This is a genomic window from Pseudomonas sp. TWR1-1-4 (assembly GCF_049897165.1).
GTDB classification, from domain to species: domain Bacteria; phylum Pseudomonadota; class Gammaproteobacteria; order Pseudomonadales; family Pseudomonadaceae; genus Aquipseudomonas; species Aquipseudomonas canadensis.
Genome location: NZ_JAFCVS010000006.1, coordinates 19,889 through 43,540, shown reverse-complemented (window position 1 = coordinate 43,540; position 23,652 = coordinate 19,889). Strand labels below are relative to the sequence as shown.

Here is a 23,652-nt window from a genome sequence, read left to right as displayed (position 1 = left end):
TCCGCCAGTCGTCAATGTGGCGACTGGCCAGCGCACACCTGAAGCCTTGTCTACACTCCAATTCAATTACGGAGAGTAAGCGCTAAGGAGTGCCTGATGTCTCCCCGACTTGGTTCCCGGCAGCGTGGTGCGATTGGCTTGATGGCGGCAGGCACCTTGGCGGTGGCCATGGTGTTCATGCTGTTGGCGCTGGACAGCGGTCGCCTGTACCTGGAAAAGCGCAGGTTGCAGTCCATCGCCGACACAGCGGCGTTGGAAGCCGCCGGTCGTGGCGGCCAGTGCACGCCCACTTCCACGGCCAATGACTACGCCAAGGAAAACGCCGCGCGCAACGGCTTTACCGTGGTCGCTGGCGACAACAGCCGGGGCCTGGCCGTGACCTGCGGCACCTTGCCCACCAATGCCAGCAATATCCGTGTGTTCGTCGCCGACGCGACCAAGAACGACGCCGTGCGCGTGGTCGCAACGCGCAGTGTGATGACCAGTCTCGCCAACGGCATCTGGAACATGTTCAGCGGTGCACCGGTTGCCGCCCAGACGATATTGAGTGCCACCGCTGTGGCTGCGGCTGCGCCCCCGGTAGCGCAACTGACCATTCGCAGCGGCCTGGCCTCCGTGAATTCGGCCAATTCCCCGTTGCTGAACATGGTTGTCGGCAATCTATTGGGCGGCAGCCTGTCCCTGACGGCCGCAGGCTGGAATGGCTTGCTGACGACGAACGTGAACCTGCTCAGTTATCTGGATCAGTTGGCGATTCAGTTGAACGTGAAGGCGGGTGACTACGACGCACTGCTGAGTACCGCCGTTTCCGCCAGCCAGTTGCTCGACGCCGCCGTGAAGGTCCTGCAAAAAAACGGCGCGGTCGCCACGGCGGTCATCAACGATCTGATTACCGTGAAAGCCATCGCGCCGAATACCCAGCTCTTGACGGTTGGAGACTTGCTGAAAGTCGCCACCGGAACGCCGGCGGCGGCCTTGAATACCAGTGTGCAGTTGTTTCAGTTGCTGGAGACCGTGGCGCAGCTCTCCAGCAGCAAAAGTGCGGTCAGTGCGGCAGCCCAGGTGAATATTCCGCTGGTAGGCACTGTCTCGATCCAGACCAAAGTCATTGAACCCCCGCAATTGTCGGCGATTGGCAATCCACTGAAGGCCAAGGCGGGGCTGTTGAATAATCCGCCGACGGATCAGATTTTTGTTCGAACCGCCCAGGTACGCACCTTGGTCACGATTGATGCGCCGATCATCAAGGTGGTGTCGGGGGTTTCATCCATTCTGAGCGGGCTTGCGACGCCGGTATCCAAGGTGGTCGGTGGTTTATTGAACTTGAATCTTCTGGATGTGGTGGCCGGTGTCGTGTGCTTAGTGGGGTGTAATGTCGCTGACGTGGATATTACCCAGACCTTGTCCATCTATATCGAGGCGGCCAGTGCAGAGAGCCACGTCACAGACTTCAGTTGCGCCACGCCGGCCACCAAGTCGTTGACGGTGCAGGCCACCACTTCACTCGCCACCTTGGGCGTGGGTTATGTTGATCCGGTGTCGGCATTTTCATCGTCTGCGCCAGTGAATGTGCAGCCGGTGAGGCTGATCGACTTTGGCCAACGCTTTTGCCTGCTGACGTTGGTGTGTGGTCCGCGCACACCCGGCGTTGGCGGCGGCCTGAATCTGAGAGCGTTGTCCACCATAGGCGCGCAAACCAATACGTTGGTGTTTAATCCGGTGAATGACATCAACGCGGCAACGATCTACAAAAAACCACCCGGCACTGCCGATATCCTGTTTAGCCTGGGCAATACCCTGAACGGTCTGCAGGTCACCTACGTGCCGCCCAGCGGCAGTACACCCAACCCGGCGAATGGCACCGTTACCAACGCGCTGGCGACCATCATCAGTTCGGTGGTGGGCCTTGTCCAAAACGTCCTGTCGCCGATACTCGATCCCATCGTCAACACACTGCTCTCGGCGTTGGGCATCAGCCTGGGCAACGCCGAAGTCGGCGCCAATCTCAGTTGCCACATGGGCCGCGCTTATCTGGTGATCTAACCCACCGGCAACTCCACACAAAACCTCGCGCCGTGCTCGCCATTGGCGACGCTGAGGCGTCCGCCCATGTTTTCGACGATCCCATAGCTCACCGACAAGCCCAACCCCGTGCCCACGCCGATGGGCTTGGTGGTGAAAAACGGCTCGAAAATCCGCTCCAGCAACCGTGGGTCAATACCGCCACCGTTATCTTCAACCCAGATGCGCACATGCCGGCTGTCATGCTCGCAGTGCAGGGCGATCCACGGGCGGAACCCGGGATCCTTTTCGCGCTTGCTCAACAGCGCATCACGGGCGTTGACCATCAGGTTGATCAGCACCTGCTCAAGCTGGTCGACATGCCCTTTGACCTGCACCTTGAAGTCCGCAGGTGTGATACGCAGCTCCACGCCCTTGCCGCGCAGGCCTTCACCGAGCAGCGACAAGGTGCCTTCCACTGCCTGCGACGGGTCGAAGGGCTGTTGTTCGATTTCCGAGCGGCGGCCGAAGACGCGCATGTGGTCCACCACCCGCGCCGCGCGCTGGACCTGGGTGTCGATGCGCTGGAGCTTTTCGGTGAGGTAGTCGACTTGCGCATCGCCGTTGCTCAGGCGCTTGAGCACATTGACGATGGCCATGCGCATCACGTTCAGCGGCTGGTTGATCTCATGGGCCAGGCCGGTGGCCATTTCGCCAAGGGTGGCCATCTTGGCGCTTTGGGTCAGTTGCTGCTGGGAGCGGCGCACTTCGGTGTTGTCGCGGCCCACCGCTTGCACCTCCACCAGTGTGCCCTGTTCGTCGAACACGCCACGGTCCGACCACACCCACCAGGCATGTTCGCGGCCGGGCAATTCCAGGCTGATCTCGGCGGTGCTGACCGGGAATTCCGGGGTCAGTTGTTCGATGCGCTGTACAAAGGCCTGGCGTTGTTCGTCCGACAGCCAGTGCCCCAGGTTCAGCCCCGGTAATTGCGCCGGCAGGCATTCCAGGTAGTTGGCCAGCGGTGTATTGCCGAAGGTCAGGGTCAGGTCAGGGCGATAGCGACAGATCATCGCCGGAGAGTCCTCGACCAGGATGCGGTAGCGTTCTTCGCTCTGTTTGATCTGTTCGGCCGCCAGGGTCGCCTCGGTGACATCCAGCCATAAACCGACGGCTTCGACCGGCAGGCCGAGGTCGTCGCGCAACAGCTTGGTTTCGTCCAGCAGCCAATGGTAATGGTCTTGTTTATCACGCAGACGGTAGCGGCTGCGTACGCTGCCTTCGCGCAGGAGTTGGCGGCTGCGCTCGAAGTACAGCTCGCGGTCTTCGGGGTGGATCAGTGATGCCAGGTTGTCAGGGGTGCAGTCGGCCAGGGTCCAACCCAGCAGCGGCAGCAAGCTGTCGCTGAAGAACGCCGGGAGCAGGGCGCCGCTGACATAACGTTGCACGTAGATCACCGCCGGCGAGCTGGCGATCAGGTTGTCCAGGCGCGCATGGGCGGCGTCGGCTTGCAGTTGCTGGTTCTTGATGTCGCTGATGTCGAGCATGAAGCCGATCCAGCGCCGGTTGTCACCCACGCCCAACACCTGGCCCTGGACGCGATACCACAGGGGGTTGTGCTCGGCGTCGGTACGCTGCAGGCGCACGCTGGTCAGCAAGGGTTTGCCCAAGGCTTGCAGGTCGTGCAGGCGGCTGTTGAGCGCCTGGCGGTCGGCGGGATGGATCAGTTCAAGCCACTGGTCCAGCGGCTGGCGGGTCGGGCCGTCTTCCAGGCTGAGATTGTGCAGCAACTGCGGGGCCAACTGGATCTCCTGAGTGGCCGGCAGCAGTTCCCACCAGCCGGTGCCGAGCAGGCCTTGCAGGGCTTCCATGCGGTCAAGCTGTTGGTGGTTGCGTTGCTCGCGCAGGCGACTCAGCAGCGGGGCGGCGAGGGCGGCGGTGAGGTTCAACCAGTCCCGTTCGCTAGTGTGTTGCTGGCCGCTGTAGAACCCGCAGAGCAACCACGCGGCGACGCCCTGGCTGTCACGATAAGGCACCAGGAATCCATCGGCATTCCCGAAAATGCTCTGCAGTCGCGGGTTGTCACTGCGCTCCTGGGCCAGGCTCAACGGCGTATTGCCATTGGCACTGTCCAGGCTGATGCCCAAGGACTGGCCGGTCTGCCACAAGGTGGGCGCATCGTGGGCGGCGTAGTGGCTGTAGATCCGCCAGCCCTGGTCTTCTTCATCGAGCAAGGCCATGGCCACGCAGGGGATCCGCCAGCGCTGGGCCAGGCTGCGCAGGTGTTCGTTGAACACCTCGGGCAGGCGGGTCAGGCTGCATACCCGCAGTTGTTCGCTCATCTGGCAGGCGAGTTGGTGGTTCTGTTCGCGGTGCTGGGCCAGTTGCCTGCTCGCCAGCAAGTCGCTGACGTCCTGCAGGCGCAAGCACCAGCCATCGCCCTCGGGTTCGACCCAGCCACGGGTGTGCAGGATCTGGCCGGCGGCGCCTTGAAAGTCCAGGTCCAGGCTCTGGCGTTGCCAGTCGGCGGGGGGGCCTTCGATGCTCAAGGCGCTGCTGGCACATAACAGCTCGCGCAGCAGCGGTCGGGCTTCATGCGGCGCGAGCAGTGAGCGCAGGGTGCCATTGATGCCCAGCACGTGGCCCAGCGCGTCCAGTTGCAGGTGCAGCCCTGGCGTGGGGGCGCCGGGCATGTCGAGTGTGAGCGCGCTGCTGCGGCCGAGCAGTCGCCCGAAGAGCTTGTCCCCCGAGGTCAAAGCTGCAGACTCGAACTGGCGAACAGGTTGGCCGGCAGATTCGGCACGGTGCCAATGACCGGCAACACCAGCGCCGGGAACACCGAATAGAGGCGGCTGGTGGGGTATTTGATCGTGACGGTCAGCGTATTACCGGTGTAGTTGGCGGTGATTAAATCGTCCGAAAACTGGAAGCTGGCCGGGATCCATTTCAACTGGTTTTTTGCCGTTGTTTTGGCAAGTGTGGTCACCTGCGTGGGGTAAGCGGTACCGGCGGCCACCGGGTCCACCGACATGGCCTGGCGCACGCCCTCAGCCGCCGCCTGGTTGAACGACTGCAACATCAGCAGCGGCAGGCTATAGCTGATCAACCCATAGAACACTGCAAAAAAGATCCCGAAGACCAGGGCGAACTCAATCGCCGCTGCACCTTTTTGCTTTCTAGGGAGGCCTGTTTTCATGACTGCGTCTACCCTGACGGCTACTACTTGATATCAGCATAGAATCAATCAGCGAAAAGGGATGTTTTTTACGTGATTCATAGCGCGGTGATACTGCTCTGGCTGGGGCTCTGTGCGTTGCAGGACATGCGTCAACGGCAAATCGCCAACAGCTTGACCCTCGGAGTGGCGCTGTTGGCGTTGATATACCTGTTGTGGAGGGGCACGACCTGGCTGGGGGCACCCGCTGGCGACGGAGGCTGGGCCTTTGCCGTGGCCCTGCTACTGACCTTGCCGGGCTATGCACTGGGCCGCTTTGGCGCGGGGGATGTGAAGCTGTTGGCCGCGCTGGCCCTGGCGAGCAATCTGGATGCTTTGTTATGGTCGTTGATCGGTGCCGCCGTGTTCCAGGGCGCCTGGGTGCTTATCCATCAAAGGTTTAGCGCACGCCGAGAGGTACCTTCACCGGGCGTGTCAACAAAGCAGCCTTTTGCCCCCTTTGTATTGACAGGATTTGTGCTGTACTGGCTTTGGATCCATTAGTCGCACAAGGCCTCTATCGCTATGTACATAGTCGGAAAGTAGGTCTACGTTTATTGAGTAGATATGTAGGATTCTTCGTCAAAAAGGATAGGTCAATCTTTTGGCTGGCCAGGCATGGAGTAACGCGTGAACAAGCTTACCTCGGCGGTGAAAGTGCTCGTGGTCGACGATCAGCCATTGATCGTGGAAGAGCTCTGCGAATTTATTGAAGGCAGTGGTTATCGCTGCGTCCCTTGTGAGTCCAGCCGACACGCCTTGCAGCGCTTCAGCGAAGACGCCGAGATCGGCTTGGTGCTGTGCGACCTGCACATGCCGGACATGGACGGCATCGAGCTTGTAAAGGCTATGCAAAAAGTGGCAGGCAAGGCGCGGGCATTTGAGGCAATCATGCTCACTGGGCGCGCCGAAAAACAGGACGTGATCAAGGCCCTGCGTGCAGGGATCTCGGACTACTACCAGAAGCCGATCAACCTCGACGAGTTGCTCGAAGGTCTACAACGCCAGGAAGCAGCGCTGGAAGAGCGACGCAAGGAGCTGCAACTGGGGCACCTGAACCAGAAGCTGCAATACCTTTCCGAATCCATCAACGACCTGTACCAGGACCTCGACAAAGTGCGCCGCAGCCCAGGTGCCGGCGTGGCGGATGAGGCCGACCTGGTCGCCGAAGAAGCCGGCCCGGTGGAAATTCCGAGCATCTTCAACCAGCTCTCGCCACGCCAACTGGATGTAGCGCGCCTGGTGGGCAAGGGCCAGACCAACTACCAGATCGCCTGCGAACTGGGGATCACCGAGAACACGGTCAAGCTGTACGTGTCCCAAGTACTGCGCCTGACCCATATGCATAACCGTACCCAACTGGCACTGGCCTTGTCGCCGAGCAACTCGGCGATGCGCCAGCGAGTGACGGCGCACTGAAGCGCCAGGACCTCATTGACTCTGGCCGCCTTTAGAGTCCCCACTGGTGCCCGTTTCGAAAAACTCTGGAATCGGATATTTGTAAGTGTCCAGCCAACGCTGCGAGGCCTGCTCCCGTTCCGCGGGCGTGGCCCTTTGTGGCGTCGGCGAAGCGGCTCGCCCGTTGATCTGCAAGACCATCCAGTTTTCCGTTTCCGCCTGCTGCGGGGACGACGGGCCGGGTTCGATGGCCATGGTGCCCAGCGGTAACAGCACCAGGCCGATCAGGTAATGTGCTTTCATCGATCATTCCTTACTTGAGGCTCACCGGCAGGGCATCGCGCACTGTCGCGACTTTGCGCGCCGCCGTCCGGGCGCCCTTGAGTTTTTCTGCGCGGGCCTGGGCATCGGAGACTTGCTCGCGGCTCAGGCCCAACTGACTGACGACCTTGGCCGCTTGCCCCCAGTCGTCCTGGTAGATCAACAGCGTGACCAGATTGACGGCGGCCAACGGGTCGCCCTGCTTGAGTTCGATGGCCGTCATGAATTCAAAGCGGGCTTCTTCCACGCGCAATTGGTTGAGGTAAACCACGCCCAAGTCATTGCGGATTTTCTCATCAGTGGGCGCCAGCTGCGCCGCCCGCTGCAGGTGGGCCATGGCCAGGGCGCTGTTGCCCTTCGCGGCCGCCAATTGCCCCAGGCCGTGCTCGCCTTCGGCGGTCATGCAGGTGCCGAGCAGGCTGCGGTACAACGGTTCAGCTTCGCTGCGCCCGAGCAGCCGGTAAGTGCGGGCTTTGCGCTGGCGCACTTGGGGCAAGGCTTCGGGCAGGCTTTGCAGGTTGGCCAGGCTGGCGTGCAGCTTGCCTTCGTTGGCCAAATCATCAGACAGGTTGAGCGCCAGTTCCTGTTCCGAGCTTGGCTTGGCGCAACTGCCCGGTGAGGTCAACGCTGCCCAGGGTGATTGGCCATTGGTGGCGCAGCCGCCGAGCATCAGCATGGCCAAGCCGGCAATCATTACTCTCATCAAGGTCTCCTCAAAAGTTGGCCATCGCCCGTGCGATGCCGATAAAGGCCGGGCCGCCGAGCACGATCAGCAAAGCGGGGAACAGAAACACCATCATCACCACCGACATTTTTGCTGACATCTTTGAAATGTATTCCTGCAGGCGGGTCAGGCGTCGGTCGTCGAGCAGTTGCTTGAGGGCCAGCAAGGACTTCATCGCGCCGCCGCCCTGATGGATCAATTGTTGAAGGATGATGCAGGTGTCGGTGAACTCATCGACTTCCAGCAAACGCGCGGTCTTGCCCAGTTCTTCGCCCAGTTCCAGGCCGGAATCGACCCGCGCCAGAATCAGGCGCAGCTCATGCGTCAGCGCGGGCAGCAAGCGCTGGGCTTCGGTGCCCAGGACGCGCAATGACTGTTCAACCGCCATCCCCGATTCGAACAGGATGCGCAGCAGCGGAATGAAGGTCGAGATTTCCTTGGCGATAGTTTGCTGACGATGTTTGGCGGCGGCGGCGAGCACGCGTTTGGGCAGTAGGTAGCCAATGCCCAGGCCAAACAGGGGCGCAATCCACGCGGGGTCCATTTCAGGGAAAAAAACCTGCTGGCCGATGACGGTCAGGCCCAGGAACACGATGGGCAAGCCGATCTGAAAGGCCGCAAACAGCGAACGTTGGCTGGCCTTGCGCCAACCAATGCGGTTGAGCAGTATCTGGGTCTCGTTGTCCAGGCTGACCGAACGCTGGGCCAGGGTGCTGGCGCCGAGTTGACGCATGAACGTGCCGAGCTTGGCATCGCCGCCCATACGCCCTTGCAGGCGCTCAGCCACCCGGCGGTCACGTCGGCGATTCTCGAGCAATTGGCCGCCGAACAATACCAAGGCGGCGAGCAACAACAAGACACAGGCCAGCAGCGCCATCTCAGACACTCCTCAGCATGCGCCACATGAGCAAGGTGCCGCTGATGTCCATGACCAGCGCGCTGAACAGCATGATGCGTCCCGTATCGTCGTTCCACATGTTCATCAGGTAATCGGGATTAACCAGGATGAAATACCCCACGATCAGTATCGGCAGCCCGCCCAGCACATACGCGGTCATGCGGGTTTCACCCGTCATGGCCTTGAGTTGACGGGCGCCCTGTTCCCGTTCGCGGATCATCTTGATCAGGTTTTCCAGCAGCTCACTGGCATTGCCGCCGTAGCGGTGATTGACCTTCAGGCCCAGGGCGAACAGGCGGAATTCATCCTGTTCATAGAACTCGGCAAAGTCGCTGACCGAGTCCGGCAGGCTGACGCCCATGCGCACATTGCGTTGAACGCGGCCCATGGCTTCCTTGAGCGGATCTTCAGTGCTCTCGACACCGCCCAGTACTGCGTCGGCCAAGGTTCTGCCGGATTTGAGGCTGCGCACGCTGTGGTCGAGCAATTGAGGCAGTTGCTCGACCATACGTTGCACGCGGCGTTGATAACACCAACTGATGTACACCCGCAGAAACAAAGGCGGTCCGACGATCATTGTGATCAGGCCCAACCCGTCGGCGAACAGCCAGCCCAACAGTACGCCGATCACCCAGGCGCTCAGCCATAGGCCAAGGCGGTCCGTGGGTTTGCCCAGCCCGGCACGTTGAAACATCCGCTCAAGGCCCGTCCAACGGGTGTCGGTGTCCTGTACTTCGGGCTGACCGTCGCCGAGACGTTCCAGCACGCGGTCCGTCTGGGCCTTGCGCAGGCCGTGCTGAAATTGCCAGAACGACAGGCCGATCAGCAGCAGGCAGATAAGGAGCAACACAGGTCCGATCATCTGGCGCTCCCTAGGATTGCAGGGCCGATTCGCGGCGCAGTTTGTCGCCGGCCGGGTTGATGGCTTCGCGCAGGAAACCGAAGCCGGTTCGCCGGTCCAGGCGGAACAGGGTGTTGGTGACATACACGTCTTCGCGCACGCCGACCACTTCCACCACTTCACTCACACAGCGGCGTCCATCGGGCATGCGTGTCAGTTGGATAATCACGTCCAGCGCGGCGCAGATCATCTGGCGCAGGGTTTTTTCCGCGACCACACGGCCGGTCAGACCCACCAGGGTTTCCAGGCGCAGCAACGCATCCTGGGCATTGTTGGCATGCACGGTGCTCATGGAACCGTCGTGGCCGGTGTTCATGGCGGTCATCACGTCGAGCACTTCCACGCCACGGATTTCGCCGAGGATGATGCGGTCCGGGCGCATCCGCAGGGCGTTGCGGATCAGGTCGCTGGAGCGTACTTCGCCATGGCCTTCGGCGTTGGGCGGGCGGGTTTCCAGGCGAACCACATGGGGGTGGCCCAGTTGCAGTTCAGCGACGTCTTCGATGGTCACCAGGCGCTCATGGGGGTTGATCAACTGGCTGAGGATGTTCAGCAGCGTGGTCTTGCCGGTGCCGGTGCCGCCGCTGATCAAGATGTTGCAGCGCTTGCCCACGGCCTCCTGGAAGAACTCGAAGATGCTTTGATCAATGGTTTGCATGGCAACCAAGTCGCTGCTCTTGAGCATGTCCTTGCGGAATTTCCGAATCGACAGGCACGGCCCGTCCAGGGCAATCGGCGGGATGATTGCGTTGACCCGGCTGCCGTCGGGCAAGCGCGCATCCACCATCGGCGAGGATTCATCCAGGCGCCGGCCCAATGGCGCGAGGATGCGTTGCATCACGCGCTCCACATGGTGGTCGTCGATGAAACGCAGGTCACTCTGGTGCAGCAAACCATCGCGTTCGATAAACACACGGTGCGGCCCGTTGACCAGGATTTCTGTCACCGCAGGGTCACGCAGCAGCACTTCCAGCGGGCCGAAACCGGTGAGTTCGTCGACGATCTCTTCGGCCAGGCGCTCTATCTCATAACGCGAGATCGCCAGGCGCATGCGCGTGATGTATTCGGAAACCTTGTCGATGACAAATTGCGCCAGGGACTGGCGTGTGCCTTCGAGCAGGTTTTTACCCGACTCCTCGATGGCGTCGATGATGTAGCGGTGCAGCACCAGCTTCAGGCCATCGTGATCGCTGTTGCCGCCAGCGGCGCGGGCTGGGCCGCCAAACAGTTTTTCGCCGTTCATCGTCCTGACCCCAGGAAGCGTTCAAACCAGCGCATCGACGGCTTCGCCAGGCCCTCGGAGCGTTTTGCCAGGCGCTCGCCCAAGGTGCGCACGGCTTGGGTCAAAGGTTCACGGGGGGCCAGGGCAAACAGGGTCTGGCCTTGGTTTTTCACATTCAGGCGCAGCTCGGCGCTCAGCGGGAGTACGGCGATGCACTCAAGGCCGAAGCTTTTTTCCAGGGCCTCGGTATCGGGTGCGCAGGCCTTGATGTAGCGGTCCACCACCAGTTTGGCGTGATCCAGCTTCATGCCTTTTTCGCGCCAGCGGTTGAGTATTGCCAGGTTGCGGCGACAGTCCAGTACGCTCTGGTCGGTGCACCACAGCAGTTTGTCGCAGTGGCTGACAAAGGTGCGCAGGGCCTCGCTGTCGGGTTGCCCGGTAATGTTCACGACGATGTGCTGGAAGTGCTGGCGCAGTGCACTGAGCAACATGAACAGCTCGGCGGCACTGGTGAGTTTGAGCGGTTCGTCACCGGTGGCGTAGGCCAGGATGCGCAGCCCGTCCAGGGCGGGGGTAAAGGCGCTGTTGATCAGGGTGGTATCGAGGCGGCGCAAGTGTCGCAACGCGTCACCGAAATTGAAGGTGCTTTGCAGACCCAGCAAGGCCAGGCTGTCGCTGCGCGGCAGGCCCAGGTCGAGCAACAAGGTTTGCTGGCCGCTTTTCTGCACGACCAGCGCCAGGTGGGTGGCCAGCATCGCCCCATCGGCATTGCTCTGGGTGCCAAAGAGCACGGTCAGGCCACCCAGTTGTGCATTGTTGGTGACGGTGGGCAGGCGCTTGCTCAAGCGTCGCACCAGGCCCGCCACTTCACTGGAGCGCGAGCCGTAGGCCACGAAGTCGCGGGCGCCGGCCCGCATGGCGTTCAGCACAAGCTGGTTGTCCATGCCATCGCCCAGGGCGACGACGGCGAGCATCGGCTTGGCTTCCAGGGCGCCTTCGATCAATGCGCTCTGGGCCACGACGTTTTCGCGGTCCAGGCCGACGAACACCAGGTTGGCGAAGGTCACATCCACCAGCGCCAGCAGTTCGTCCAGGCTGCCGGTGCCGGCGCTGACGACTTGGCCAAGCGGCGCCAGGGCGCCCTGCAGCCACTCCAGGTCAGTGGTGTTGCGGGTGATGGCGAGAAAGGTCTGGCTCAGGCTATCGCTCATTGGGAAAGTCCACTGCGACGGTCAAAGTTGCCGTTTTCCAGGAAGAACAGCCGGTACCAGTTTGGGTCGTAGCTGCGTAGTTTCTCGCCGGGCAAGGAGGGCAGTTGGGCGTTGGCCGCCAACGGTTGCACCAGATGCGGCGTGACGATCATGAGCAACTCTTTTTCTTCGCGGCTGATATTGGAGTCGCGGAAAAACGCCCCGAGGATCGGGATGTCGCCCAGCCCCGGAAACTTGCTGATGGTGGAGCGGTTGTTGCTGCTGATCAAACCGCTGATCACAAAGCTTTCCCCATCGGCCAAGGACACGCTGGTGTCGGTACGGCGGACGGTCAACGCCGGCACCTGAATGCCTTCGATCTGCACCGCGTTGCTGTAGTCCAGTTCGCTGACTTCTGGTGCCACCTTGAGCGAAATGCGATTGCGGTCAATCACCGTGGGGGTCAGGGTCAGGCGGATGCCGAACTCCTTGTATTCGATGGAAATCGTGTCGCTGCCCGCGCTGGGCACCGGGATTGGCACCTCGCCGCCCGCCAGGAAGGAGGCGCTCTGGCCGCTCATGGCCACCAAGCTGGGACGCGCCAGGGTGTAGGCAAAGCCGCTGCGTTCCAACGCGTTGATCATGGCCGAAACCCGCCCACCGCCAAAACCGACGTTGAAGCTTTGTGTGTTGACCGGCAATTTGAACACGCCTTCCGAAGGGGACAGCAGGTTGGGACTGCCGAGGAAAAAGTTTGCACCCGTGCCCAGCAGCCGGGTGCTGGCTTCCTTGAGCTTGGTACGGCTGACCTCGACAAAGCGGATATCGGTCTGCACCTGGCTGGGCAACAACGGGTCTTCCGACGGCGGCAGCGACACGCTGGTCAGCGCCGACGTGGCCTTGCCCTTGACGAACACCATGCTTTGGCGCGGCGCGCTGGCACAGGCGGTCCATACCATCAGGCTGGTAGCGCCGGACGAGACACCGGTCAGCAGAAAGTTCCGGTCACCGTTGACCCGCACATCGGCGATTTTCGGGTCGCCGATGGCCAGGCGCGTAATGGCCACCGGTGATTGCAGCTCTTGTTGCAGGCCTTCTCCCACCTCGACCACGGCGGGTAACTGACCCAGGGCACCGCAGTTGCCCGGCGCTGCCAAAGCCATGCCGACCGGCAGGCTCGACAGCATCAGGGCCCAGGCCATGTGCGTGAACAGGGGTGCGTAGCGATGGCTCATTCAAGGCATCCTTGCTCGATCACGGAGTTTGTGGTGCCGCTTGGGCACCGCGAATCACTTCAATGCTACGGCGTACGCCAGGCCCAGCGGTGCTGGCTTGGACGACGCGTTTGGGCGGGCCGGTCAAGGCCAGTTGGGTGAATTGGTAGAGGTTGCGGTTGGCGCTTTCCAGTCTCTCTGATGCGTCGCTTTCGCCAGCCCAATAGCGACTGAGCAGTTGTTCATCGGCGCTACGTACCGCCAGGCGCAACACGCCGGCTTGCGCCGCGAGCATCAGTCGGCTTAGCAGTGGCTCCGGCACGGCCAGCACCACGGTGCGTGCGCCGTATCGACGTTGGGCGGCTTGGGCGCGTTCTTCAGGCGTGACCGGGGGGGGCACAGCGGGTTTGCCATCGTTGGCCAGGCCCAACTGGTCACCGACGCTGAGCAGGCGCATGGCCGGAAGGACGATCTGCGCCGACTGCTCGACGTTACCGACATCCTGGCGCAGGAACAGCAGCACATCCACGTAATCGCCTGGCGTCAGTTGGCCCCCAGCGCCGCTCACCTCATCCACGGCCACGGCCAGGGCGCGCTCATTCGGGCGAATCATGCGGGCGAGCGGGCCGCCAGCGCTGAAGCTTTCTTCGGTGAGCCAAGTGCCTGCGCCCAAGGTCCGCAGGGGGATGCGGCCGATGGCTTGATCGAGCTGGGTCAGGCTGCCGGCGGGCGCGGTGCGCAGTTTTTCCAGGATCAGGTCGGCGTCGGTCAGTGGCACAAAAGCGGGCACGTCATGCGCCAGCACCACCACCGGTTGGCGGGTCTGGTCTTCCACCGCAGCGACAGTGTTATCAACGGAAACGACGGGTACGGCGGGGGCTGCGACAGGCTCCGGAGCGCGGCTTAAAACAAGCCCCCAGTACCCGGCGATCAAGGCCCCGATCAGCAACAAGCCGGCCAGGACCATGCTGATGCGACTGTTCATGACGGCTCTCCCTTTCCCGTTGCACTGCACACCCGATTAATTCGAATGGGTTAATCCGCAACCTGGCTGTGATGAACATCTAACGATTTGGCTATTTGAAGGTAGCTCAGCTAGGACGAAATGCCATTACCCTGGAGAAAAATTATGTGAGCTTATAAACGCTGCCTTTATACGGCGCGTTTATAGGGGCTGACGTTACGACTAATACTTTATGATTAATTCGTTATTACAGTTGTGAGGCTGGGGTTTGTTGACAATGCTCTAATGGCACGCCGCGATTATCTGGTACTAGAGCCGTTCCGGCTTCCAGTGGCGTTTTAGGGAGAAGTCTTATGTTCCTTGACCTGGTGTTGAAGCTGTATGTCCAAACCCAACTATTCTTCAGTCGCAAAGAAGGAGCCTCAGGCATCGAATACGCCATTGTCGTAGCGTTGGTAGCGCTCGTTATAGTGGGTGCCGGGACGGGGCTTGGAACTAAGGTAAAAACCATTTTCACCAATATGACCACTAATATGCCGACCGGAACATGATTTAGTTGTGGTGGCCGTTATGATGATCCCCTCTTGAAGGTGATGCCATGAGCGCGTCTTCACGCCAGCAAATTCTATTGGTGGACGATGAAGAGGACGCCTTGATCGAACTCGCCGAATCCCTCGAAAACGAGGGATTTGTCTGTTTTACCGCCACCTCCGTCACCTTCGCCCTGCAAGAATTGACACTTCACCCCGACATCGCCTTGGTCATCACCGATCTGCGCATGCCCGAGGAAAGCGGTATCTCCTTGATCAAGCGCCTGCGCGAACACACCTCACGCTCACACCTGCCGGTGATTGTGATGTCGGGCCACGCCGAAATGGACGATGTGAGCGACATGCTGCGCCTGCAAGTGCTGGACCTGTTTCGCAAGCCGATCTATCTGGTTCGGTTGATTGATACGTTGAACAATCTGTTTCCCCTCCCGAAAACCAGGCTTTAGGCGCCCCACTAGCGCCTAAAGGGTAGGATCAGAGCTGATAACTGAAGCTCAACGTATACCGTGGCCGCCGGTTGAAACTGTCCAGCGCGATATCCGACATCGGCTTGGCCGCTTCCAGGGCTATGTTGTAGTACTTGTTGTCCCCGAAGCGCAGCCCGAGTGCAGCCGATGACAGGTCGCTGCTTCTGACAGGCAGATCGTTGAACCAGGTCTTGGCGCGGTCGAACACAATATAGGGCTGCAGAATCCTCACCCAGTCGCCAGCGCGGTTGTAGCTGTAGTTGACCTCATACGCCAGCCCCCAGCCCTTGTCACCGGAACCCTGGTCGTCAGGGTAGCCACGACCGAAGTTCTGCCCACCGAACGTGGCGCGTTCGCTGTCCGGCAGGGTGTCATTGCTCCAGTAAAACGCTCCCGACAGGACGCCTTGCCAGTTATCGAAGAACTTGTCGCTTTGTACGCCGGACAGGCGCAGGCGGAAGAAGTCCAGGTCGGGCTTGAGCCCTTCGAAATCACTGTGGGTTCTGGCGCCCATGCCGTTGATGCCCTGGTACAGACCGGCGCTGAGGATACGCAGTTGGCGGGTGTCGGACTTGCGCCAGTCACCCTCGAAGGCCAGGGCGCGCAGGTTGGTTTCAACGTCGAAACGCTGGGGGTAGCCCAAGAGTTTGTAGCTTGTGGTTTGGTCCACTGCGTAGAGGCGCGTGCCGAGGGTCAGCGATTCATTCGGTGAGGCTATCAGCGGGTGGCTGAGGCCGATGGAATAGCGATCGATGGACTGGTGCGGCTTGAGCTCGAAGCCGCCGTCCAGTTGCACGTTGGTTTTGGGGTCGGCGCGGTAGCGTTCGGCGGCGAGCGCCAGCTGGGTGCCTTCGGCATTGATGAACTGGCTGTAGCCCACACGGTAGTAGTGCTCTTTATCTTCGCCAGGCGGGAACAGCCCGCTGACGTTGAGTTGCTCGCCCATTGAGGTCTGGGAGTTGCTGGTGCCGGTAAGCAGGGCCTGCAGGCCTCCGCGGCTGTCATCGGTCATGCTCATGCTACTGGTGAAGGGCTTGCGGCTGGCAGTGATCTGCATATGTGTGCCACCGTCGGTGGTGCCCGGCGCGGGTACTTGCGCTTGCAGTGTGACGCCGGGGATACGGCCCATGAGCGTGGTATAGCGCTCGAAGGTCTTGCGGGTCAGAGGGCGTTCGGTCAGGAGTTTATTGGCCAGTTTGTCGACGTAAGCCGAGACCGAGCCGATATCGCCAGTTTGCTGGTAGTCCTTGATATAGCCTTCCACCAGAATCACGCGCACCAGGCCATTTTCGAAGCTCTGTTGGGGCAGGAATGCGTAGGACAGCAGGTAGCCGTCCTGCTGGTAGCGACGGGTAACGCCACGGGTGGCTTCGATCAGTTGCGCCAGGTTGGTCTCATGACCAAACAACGGTTCGTAGGCCTTGGCGGTCTCGTCGAGCGGGTAGATGGTGCCACCCTCGATCTGCAGCTTGCGAATCGTGACCTTGGTGTCCATCAACAGCGGCTGGCCCTGAGTAGGCGGTGTTTCGGGCACCTGGGTCTGTGGCGTGGCCGGTCGATAGGCGTCGGCGGGAAGGTTGGGCACTGGCAGGTTGCGGATGGTGTCGTTGCTGTTGAGGAAGCTGGGAAGGGTCTCGGCTTGGGCGTAGGCACTGAGAGTAAGCAATAACAACGGCGTCAACACGCGCATAGGACACTCCATGGTCAACTGCAGCAGCGTTTCGGGCCCGCCGGGTTCTGGGACTCGGTTCGGGTGGGGCATGTTCCAGGCCCCATAAAAAAGACGAGAGACTTATTGGGGTCTCTCGTCTCAACCAAGCGTAGGCGCTGTAGGGGAGGCCGTCTAATCGGCCAGGTGCAATTCTATTTTTTGCCGGTCAGGCCGTTCAATAAACCGCCCAGGCCGCCGCCGGTATTTGCATTCGCGCTGCCACCCGCCGAGGCGTTGGTGCCTACGTTCAGTCCGCCAAGCAGACCGCCGCTGGTGCCGGTACCGCCTGTGACCAACCCACCGACCGAGCCTACGGTACTGCCCACCGCACTGACGGTGCCGCCGAGGGCATTGGTGATCGGGTTGGCGTTGGCCGCCGTCAGGTTGGCACCGATACCGCTGACGGCGCCACCGACTTGAGTCACCAGGCCATTGACCGGAGCGCCGATGCCCGTGGTGTTTCCGATGTTTTGCGTCAGGCTGGCGACACCGGAGGTCACTGGGTTAAGGGCCGCGCCGACGTTTGTCGCCAAGCCGGCAACGGGTGACGTCGCTGCAGTATTGGCGACGCCATTGCCGCCAATGATTGTGCCGAGAGAAGCGACAGTGCCACCCAATGCTCCACCGGTCACGCCTGCCGCGCTCACGGTGCCATTGGTGTTGCCGGCATTCAGGCCATTACCGACGTTGGCGACCAGGCCACCCACCAACTCAGGCAGGCCGGGTTTCGAAGCGCCGCCCGCTGGGGCGACATAGCCACCGGACTTGTCGAGCACGCCACCGACGCCGGTCAATGCACCGCCCACGATATTGGTCACCGGGTTGCCGGTACCCCCTGCGCTGGCAACCTGACCACCCAGGCCGGTCACAGTGGAGCCGACTTTATCCAGCAGACCATTGACCGGGTTGCCAAGACCGGTGGCCTTGCCGAGGTTGCCCGTGGTGTTTTCCACCAGCGAGACCACAGGCACCAACACTTTACCGCCGACCGTGTTAGTGAGAGAACCCAGCGGCCCGGTGGTGCTGGCAGTGCTCAAGGTATCGCCGAGCATGGTGACGGTCTGGCCCACCTTATCGACCACGCCGCCGGCAGCACCGCCTACGCCGCCGGTCAAACCACCCACCACCGGAATGCCGCCCAGTGTGGTCGACAGGGATTTGCCGGTCGTCGAAAGACCGTCGCCCAGGTCGGCAACGCCGTTACCGACCCCCGCCACGGTAATGCCGAGGGAGTTGCTGTTGGTACCCAGAGAGCCCAGTCCGGCAGTGACGCCAGTGCCAATGCTGGTGACGGCGTTGCCGGTAGCAGTGACGAGACCGCCAGCCGTAGTGCCAACGATGGGAACGTTGTTCAAGGTGTCGCCAAGGTCGCCGACCGCAGCGCCCACGTTACCGACAGTACCGCCCAGAGTGCCGGCAATCTGGCCAGTCACCAGGGGAGTGGTTGTCGAACCCGTGCCACCACCCGTACCACCACCTGTTCCGCCGCCGGTGCCACCGCCTGTGCCGCCACCAGTACCACCGCCGGTGCCACCACCTGTGCCGCCACCCGTACCGCCGCCGGTGCCACCACCTGTGCCGCCACCCGTACCGCCACCCGTACCGCCGCCGGTGCCACCACCAGTACCGCCGCCGGTGCCGCCACCAGTACCGCCGCCGGTGCCGCCACCAGTACCGCCGCCGGTGCCGCCATCTGTGCCACCGCCAGTGCCGCCACCTGTTCCTGCACCCGCATCGGGTGAGGACGATGCCACGCTGGATTTGTGCCCACCACCACCGCTGCTGCAGCCGCCGAGTGCCAGTGCTACGGCCAGGGCCAGCGCGGTACTTGCTTTCCAAAACACGACTTGAGTTTTCATGATTGAGTTCCTTGCACCTGTACAACCTTGGTTGTCTTCAAACACTCGCTACTTCTCGGGGTAGCAATGTGTTTGTCCGTATGGCTATCACAGCCCCGGCGGTGCGTTCGCTCAATGCTCTACTTGGTATTAACGATTTATATACGGCACGGGTGTACCGGTTAAGTAACTAATACCAAGGGTATAAGGCAAGGATGTATCAAGATGTATATGCGTTTTAAATCAATGGCTTGAATAAAAAAGCGGACGTGAAAAAGTCCGCTATTACTTAGGGTGTATATATACAATTAACCGGTTTCTTTCAGGCGATCGGCCACCACTTGCCTACCATATGTTCAATATCGCCCGCGCCTTTTAACCATAACTCACCGCTGGAGCCGGCGGCGCTGGTCAACAACGTCACTTCACCGGGCAGGCGCACGGGTTTTTTGAACTCGACGCTGATCTCGATATTGGCGGCGGGCAGGTGTTCGCCGAGGGCGGCAAGGGTGTGCGCCTTGTTCCACAGCCCGTGGGCGATGGCCTGGGGAAAACCGAACAGCTTGGCAGTGAGGGCGCTGAGGTGGATCGGGTTGTAGTCGCCGGAGACCCGCGCATAACGGCGGCCGATATCGGCGGGGGCTTTCCAGCGGGTCAGTTCGCTGACCTGAGTGGGGGAAGGCTGGGCGTCATCCTCGGGTTCACCTTCGAGCTTTACGCCCCGGCAAAGCATGCGGCTTTCGGCTTCCCACAGCAGGCCGAGGGAGTCCTCGACGGTGGTGATCAGATCAAAGGTCGCGCCCTTGGGATGGGGCTTGAGGTTCTGCGTGTGGACAGCGATGGACAACTCACTCACACCCCCGAGCGGGCGATGGATACGGATGCGGTTACTCAGGTGAATCAACCCCAGCAACGGGAAGGGAAAACTGTCGTCGGTGAGCAACTGCATCTGCAACCCGAACGCCAGGATATGCGGATAAGTCGCCGGCAGGATCGGGCTGTCGGCAAAACCGCAGACCTTGCGGTACGCCGCTACTTGCTCGAAGTTGATGCTCACCCGACAGCGCAACCCCTGCTCGGGCAATATGTTGCCGGTGATCTTGCGCTTGAGCGCGGCGCGCCAATACAACGGCGGCAGGAATGGTGTAGTGCCTAGCGTCTTCCATTGCATGTTTATGCTCCCAAGAGGCTTTGCCCACACACTCGCAGCGCTTGGCCGCTAACGGCCCCGGAGCCCGGTTGGGCGAGCCAGGCTACCGCTTCGGCGACGTCCTGCGGCAGGCCGCCCTGGCCCAGCGAACTCATGCGTCGTCCGGCCTCACGCAAGGCAAACGGAATATGCGCAGTCATCTGGGTTTCGATAAAGCCGGGCGCCATGGCGTTGATACTGATGCCGCGCTCCTGAAGCAGCGGTGCCCAGGCCTGCGCAAGGCCGATCAATCCCGCTTTGCTTGCGGCGTAGTTGGTCTGCCCACGGTTGCCGGCGATGCCGCTGATCGACGCCAGCAACACCACGCGGGCGTTGTCATGCAGGGTGCCGCTGTCGAGCAGCGCCTTGGTCAGTACCTGCGGCGCATTGAGGTTGACCGCCAGCACCGCGTCCCAGTACTCCGGGGTCATGTTGGCCAGGGTCTTGTCGCGGGTGATCCCGGCGTTGTGTACCAGAATGTCGAGGCCATCAGGCAGGTGTTCGACCAGTTGGCTGGCGGCATCTGCAGCGCAGATATCCAGTGCGACAGTGCGTGCCCCCAGGCGCGCGGCCAGGGCTTCAAGGTCGGCCTTGGCCTGGGGCACGTCCAGCAAAATCACTTCGGCGCCGTCGCGGGCCAGGGTTTCGGCGATGGAGGCACCGATGCCTCGGGCTGCGCCAGTGACCAGCGCTTTGCGCCCGGCCAGGGGCCGCGTCCAGTCCTCGACGGGTGTGGCGCAAGCCTCCAGGTGAATGACTTGCCCCGAGATATACGCGCTTTTGGGCGAGAGGAAGAAGCGCAGCGCGCCTTCCAGTTGGTCTTCGGCACCGTCGCCCACATAAAGCAATTGCAGCACGCCGCCATTGCGCAGTTCCTTGGCCAGCGAGCGGCTGAAGCCTTCCAGGGCGCGCTGGGCACTGGCGGCGAAGGGGTCGCTGAGGCTTTCCGGCGCGCGGCCGAGGATCACCAGGTGGGCGCTGTTATCCAGGTTTTTCAGCAGCGGCTGGAAGAATTCGCGCAGTTGCTTGAGTTGATCGGTGTGCTGCAAGTCGCTGGCGTCGAACACCACGGCCTTGAGCTTGGGACCGTGACCGGGGATCCACGTCGACGTCTGCGCGCCGTAGGTATAAATCGCGTCGGTGAGCTTGTGGGCAAACGCCTGCACGTTGCCCGCCCGCGCGCCGCCGCCCAGCAGCAAAGCACCTTCCACCGGACGCAGGCGCCCGGCTTGCCAGCGTTCCAGGCGTACCGGTGACGGCAGGCCAATGGCGGCGACCAGGCGATGGCCGAGGCTTGAGTTGGCGAAGTCGATATAACGGTCAGACATGGAACGCTCTCCGAAGGCTGGGGTTCAAAGGGTTGACCACCCCGGGGCGGCAGTCGTTCGATTGAGCCTAGGCTAGGCTGAATGATTCCACCCACAACCTTCAGGGAGCTTTCCATGACTCAATTGCGCCGTGTGGCGATCATCGGCGGTAACCGCATTCCCTTCGCTCGCTCTAATGGCCCTTACGCCACGGCGAGTAACCAGGCCATGCTGACCGCCGCCCTGGAAGGCCTGATCGAACGCTACAACCTGCACGGCCTGCGCATGGGTGAGGTGGCCGCTGGCGCAGTACTCAAGCATTCGCGCGACTTCAACCTCACCCGCGAATGCGTGCTGGGCTCGCGCCTGTCGCCGCAAACGCCGGCCTATGACATCCAGCAGGCGTGCGGCACTGGTCTGGAAGCGGCGTTGCTGGTGGCCAACAAGATCGCCCTGGGTCAGATTGAATGCGGGATTGCTGGCGGGGTGGACACCACCTCCGACGCTCCGATCGGGGTGAATGAAGGCCTGCGCAAGATCCTGCTGCAGGCCAACCGCAGCAAATCCGTGGCGGATAAATTAAAAGTCCTGTTACAACTTCGTCCCCATCACCTCAAGCCGGAACTGCCGCGCAATGGCGAACCACGTACGGGTTTGTCCATGGGGCAACACTGCGAATTGATGGCGCAGACTTGGCAAATTCCCCGCGCCGAGCAGGACCAGCTCGCGCTGGAAAGCCACCAGAAAATGGCCGTCGCCTATGCCGAAGGCTGGCATAACGATTTGCTCACCCCGTTTCTGGGCCTGACCCGCGACAACAACCTGCGGCCCGACCTGACTCTGGAAAAACTCGCGACCCTCAAGCCCGCTTTCGAGCGCAGCGAAAAGGGCACGCTCACCGCCGGCAACTCCACGCCACTCACCGATGGCGCCTCGCTGGTGCTCTTGGGCAGTGAAGCCTGGGCTAAAGAGCGCGGTTTGCCGATCCTCGCGTACTTGCGCGATGGCGAAGCGGCGGCAGTGGATTTCGTCAACGGCGCCGAAGGCCTGCTGATGGCGCCGGTGTATGCGGTGCCGCGCTTGCTGGCGAGGAATGGTCTGACGCTGCAGGACTTCGATTACTACGAGATTCACGAAGCCTTCGCTGCCCAAGTGTTGTGCACGCTCAAGGCCTGGGAAGACGCGGACTACTGCAAGACACGCCTGGGACTCGACGCACCCTTGGGCGCTATCGACCGTAGCCGGCTCAATGTGAAAGGCAGCTCCCTGGCCGCCGGGCACCCGTTTGCCGCCACGGGTGGGCGTATCGTCGCCAATCTGGCCAAGTTGCTGGATGCGGCGGGCAAAGGCCGCGGGCTGATATCCATCTGTGCGGCGGGCGGGCAAGGGGTTACAGCGATCATAGAGCGCTGAAACTGGCCTATTGGTTGCATTCTTAAGTGATCAACGGTCGGTAGCCCCTCCCACCGACGCGCTGATTGCCGTATAACGAGTGCCATACGCGTATTTGGTAATAAAGGACCCACAATAAAAGCTGATGAAGACTCCTAAACGCATTGAACCCCTGATCGAAGACGGTCTGGTCGACGAAGTGCTGCGCCCACTCATGAGTGGTAAAGAAGCAGCTGTTTATGTGGTGCGCTGCGGCAACGAATTGCGTTGCGCCAAGGTTTACAAGGAGGCGAACAAACGAAGTTTTCGTCAGGCATCCGAATACCAGGAGGGCCGTAAGGTCCGTAACAGCCGGCAGGCCCGGGCCATGGCCAAGGGCTCCAAGTTCGGCAAGAAAGAAACCGAAGATGCCTGGCAGAACGCCGAAGTGGCGGCGTTGTTCCGCCTGGCCGGTGCGGGCGTTCGCGTGCCCCAGCCGTTCGACTTCCTCGAAGGCGTGCTGCTGATGGAACTGGTGGCCGACGAGTATGGCGATGCAGCACCGCGTCTGAACGACGTCACGCTGGAACCGGACCAGGCGCGCGAATACCACGCCTTCCTGATTTCCCAGATCGTGCTGATGCTGTGTACCGGCCTGGTGCACGGTGACCTGTCCGAGTTCAACGTGCTGCTCACGCCGACCGGTCCGGTGATCATCGACCTGCCCCAGGCGGTGGATGCGGCGGGCAACAACCACGCCTTCAGCATGCTGGAGCGGGACGTAGGCAACATGGCCTCCTACTTTGGGCGCTTTGCTCCGGAGTTGAAGAAGACCAAGTACGCCAAGGAGATGTGGGCGCTTTACGAAGCCGGCACCCTGCACCCGGCCAGTGTATTGACCGGCGAGTTCGACGAGCCGGAAGAGCTGGCGGATGTCGGCGGTGTGATCCGCGAGATCGAAGCGGCGCGGTTGGATGAAGAGCGTCGCCAAGCGATCCGCGCGGCGGATGATGCGCCATCGAGCAAGGTGCCGGACGAGCCACCGCCACCGCCGTGGATGCAGTGATCTCCAGATACATGGAGATCTAAAAATGTGGGAGCGGGCTCGCTCGCGAATGCGGTGGATCAGTCAGCAAATGTATCGACTCTTACCCCGCATTCGCGAGCAAGC

Annotated in this window: 21 protein-coding genes; 7 read left to right on the top strand and 14 right to left on the bottom strand. The window is 61.5% G+C overall.

Going from position 1 to position 23,652, the window contains the following annotated elements:
* Window positions 1-96: 96 nt before the first annotated feature.
* Window positions 97-2,043, top strand: coding sequence for a pilus assembly protein TadG-related protein (locus ACP7C6_RS19525; RefSeq protein WP_068931566.1), 1,947 nt, complete (start codon window positions 97-99; stop codon window positions 2,041-2,043).
* Here the strand turns inward: ACP7C6_RS19525 and ACP7C6_RS19520 are convergent.
* Together ACP7C6_RS19520 and ACP7C6_RS19515 are read right to left on the bottom strand one after the other, a co-directional pair.
* Window positions 2,040-4,757: an ATP-binding protein gene (locus ACP7C6_RS19520; protein ID WP_426109131.1), complete on the bottom strand. Its 2,718-nt coding sequence runs from the start codon at window positions 4,755-4,757 to the stop codon at window positions 2,040-2,042. The two genes, ACP7C6_RS19525 and ACP7C6_RS19520, sit on opposite strands and share 4 nt — an antisense overlap.
* Window positions 4,754-5,197: a TadE/TadG family type IV pilus assembly protein gene (locus ACP7C6_RS19515; RefSeq protein ID WP_123474013.1), complete on the bottom strand. Its 444-nt coding sequence runs from the start codon at window positions 5,195-5,197 to the stop codon at window positions 4,754-4,756. Before ACP7C6_RS19515 ends, ACP7C6_RS19520 begins: the two co-directional genes overlap by 4 nt.
* Window positions 5,198-5,269: 72 nt before the next feature.
* Between ACP7C6_RS19515 and ACP7C6_RS19510 the strand changes: the two genes are divergently transcribed.
* Both ACP7C6_RS19510 and ACP7C6_RS19505 read left to right on the top strand, forming a co-directional pair.
* Window positions 5,270-5,719, top strand: coding sequence for a prepilin peptidase (locus ACP7C6_RS19510; RefSeq protein WP_426109130.1), 450 nt, complete (start codon window positions 5,270-5,272; stop codon window positions 5,717-5,719).
* Window positions 5,720-5,845: 126 nt separating this feature from the next.
* Window positions 5,846-6,634 carry a response regulator gene (locus ACP7C6_RS19505; protein ID WP_426109129.1) on the top strand — a complete coding sequence of 263 codons (789 nt, stop codon included), beginning with the start codon at window positions 5,846-5,848 and terminating at the stop codon, window positions 6,632-6,634.
* 12 nt (window positions 6,635-6,646) lie between these two features.
* On the opposite strand, the gene ACP7C6_RS19500 is transcribed toward ACP7C6_RS19505, so the two are convergent.
* From ACP7C6_RS19500 to cpaB, 8 genes are read right to left on the bottom strand one after another with little or no spacing between them, the layout of a single operon-like run.
* Window positions 6,647-6,916, bottom strand: coding sequence for a DUF3613 domain-containing protein (locus ACP7C6_RS19500; RefSeq protein ID WP_426109128.1), 270 nt, complete (start codon window positions 6,914-6,916; stop codon window positions 6,647-6,649).
* Window positions 6,917-6,926: 10 nt separating this feature from the next.
* Complete coding sequence (locus ACP7C6_RS19495; RefSeq protein WP_028615594.1) at window positions 6,927-7,637, bottom strand: tetratricopeptide repeat protein; 711 nt, start codon at window positions 7,635-7,637, stop codon at window positions 6,927-6,929.
* 10 nt (window positions 7,638-7,647) lie between these two features.
* Entirely contained in the window at window positions 7,648-8,535 is an 888-nt protein-coding gene (locus tag ACP7C6_RS19490; RefSeq protein WP_028615595.1) for a type II secretion system F family protein, read from the bottom strand.
* Window position 8,536: 1 nt separating this feature from the next.
* Window positions 8,537-9,418: a type II secretion system F family protein gene (locus ACP7C6_RS19485; protein ID WP_028615596.1), complete on the bottom strand. Its 882-nt coding sequence runs from the start codon at window positions 9,416-9,418 to the stop codon at window positions 8,537-8,539.
* Between the two features lie 10 nt (window positions 9,419-9,428).
* Window positions 9,429-10,700 (bottom strand): CpaF family protein, encoded by a 1,272-nt coding sequence (locus ACP7C6_RS19480; RefSeq protein WP_028615597.1) that lies wholly within the window; start codon window positions 10,698-10,700, stop codon window positions 9,429-9,431.
* Window positions 10,697-11,890 (bottom strand): pilus assembly protein, encoded by a 1,194-nt coding sequence (locus tag ACP7C6_RS19475; protein ID WP_028615598.1) that lies wholly within the window; start codon window positions 11,888-11,890, stop codon window positions 10,697-10,699. The genes ACP7C6_RS19480 and ACP7C6_RS19475 overlap by 4 nt, the downstream gene beginning before the upstream one ends.
* The gene (locus tag ACP7C6_RS19470) at window positions 11,887-13,104 is read right to left on the bottom strand and encodes a type II and III secretion system protein family protein (protein ID WP_028615599.1); all 1,218 of its coding nucleotides are present in this window, start codon (window positions 13,102-13,104) and stop codon (window positions 11,887-11,889) included. Before ACP7C6_RS19470 ends, ACP7C6_RS19475 begins: the two co-directional genes overlap by 4 nt.
* A 19-nt stretch (window positions 13,105-13,123) precedes the next feature.
* A complete protein-coding gene (gene cpaB / locus ACP7C6_RS19465; RefSeq protein ID WP_426109127.1) occupies window positions 13,124-14,068 on the bottom strand; it encodes a Flp pilus assembly protein CpaB in 945 nt (314 codons plus the stop codon).
* Window positions 14,069-14,400: 332 nt separating this feature from the next.
* Here cpaB and ACP7C6_RS19460 point away from each other — a divergent pair, with 332 nt between their 5' ends.
* Both ACP7C6_RS19460 and ACP7C6_RS19455 read left to right on the top strand, forming a co-directional pair.
* On the top strand, window positions 14,401-14,598 hold the full coding sequence (locus tag ACP7C6_RS19460; protein WP_016977026.1) for a Flp family type IVb pilin: 198 nt from the start codon (window positions 14,401-14,403) through the stop codon (window positions 14,596-14,598).
* 47 nt (window positions 14,599-14,645) lie between these two features.
* Window positions 14,646-15,044 (top strand): response regulator, encoded by a 399-nt coding sequence (locus tag ACP7C6_RS19455; protein ID WP_016977027.1) that lies wholly within the window; start codon window positions 14,646-14,648, stop codon window positions 15,042-15,044.
* A 28-nt stretch (window positions 15,045-15,072) separates the two neighbouring features.
* On the opposite strand, the gene ACP7C6_RS19450 is transcribed toward ACP7C6_RS19455, so the two are convergent.
* The 4 genes from ACP7C6_RS19450 to ACP7C6_RS19435 all read right to left on the bottom strand — a co-directional run bounded on the left by ACP7C6_RS19450 (window position 15,073) and on the right by ACP7C6_RS19435 (window position 21,131).
* Window positions 15,073-16,755, bottom strand: coding sequence for a ShlB/FhaC/HecB family hemolysin secretion/activation protein (locus ACP7C6_RS19450; protein WP_068931572.1), 1,683 nt, complete (start codon window positions 16,753-16,755; stop codon window positions 15,073-15,075).
* 173 nt (window positions 16,756-16,928) lie between these two features.
* Complete coding sequence (locus tag ACP7C6_RS19445) at window positions 16,929-18,635, bottom strand: collagen-like triple helix repeat-containing protein (protein ID WP_426109126.1); 1,707 nt, start codon at window positions 18,633-18,635, stop codon at window positions 16,929-16,931.
* Window positions 18,636-18,936: 301 nt separating this feature from the next.
* Complete coding sequence (locus tag ACP7C6_RS19440) at window positions 18,937-19,785, bottom strand: MaoC family dehydratase (RefSeq protein ID WP_122685902.1); 849 nt, start codon at window positions 19,783-19,785, stop codon at window positions 18,937-18,939.
* Between the two features lie 2 nt (window positions 19,786-19,787).
* Window positions 19,788-21,131 carry a 3-oxoacyl-ACP reductase gene (locus ACP7C6_RS19435; RefSeq protein ID WP_426109125.1) on the bottom strand — a complete coding sequence of 448 codons (1,344 nt, stop codon included), beginning with the start codon at window positions 21,129-21,131 and terminating at the stop codon, window positions 19,788-19,790.
* 114 nt (window positions 21,132-21,245) lie between these two features.
* Here ACP7C6_RS19435 and ACP7C6_RS19430 point away from each other — a divergent pair, with 114 nt between their 5' ends.
* Window positions 21,246-22,523 carry an acetyl-CoA C-acetyltransferase gene (locus ACP7C6_RS19430; RefSeq protein WP_068933806.1) on the top strand — a complete coding sequence of 426 codons (1,278 nt, stop codon included), beginning with the start codon at window positions 21,246-21,248 and terminating at the stop codon, window positions 22,521-22,523.
* A gap of 124 nt (window positions 22,524-22,647) precedes the next feature.
* Window positions 22,648-23,547, top strand: a complete 900-nt coding sequence (locus ACP7C6_RS19425) for a PA4780 family RIO1-like protein kinase (protein WP_028615606.1) — start codon at window positions 22,648-22,650, stop codon at window positions 23,545-23,547.
* Window positions 23,548-23,652 lie beyond the last annotated feature (105 nt).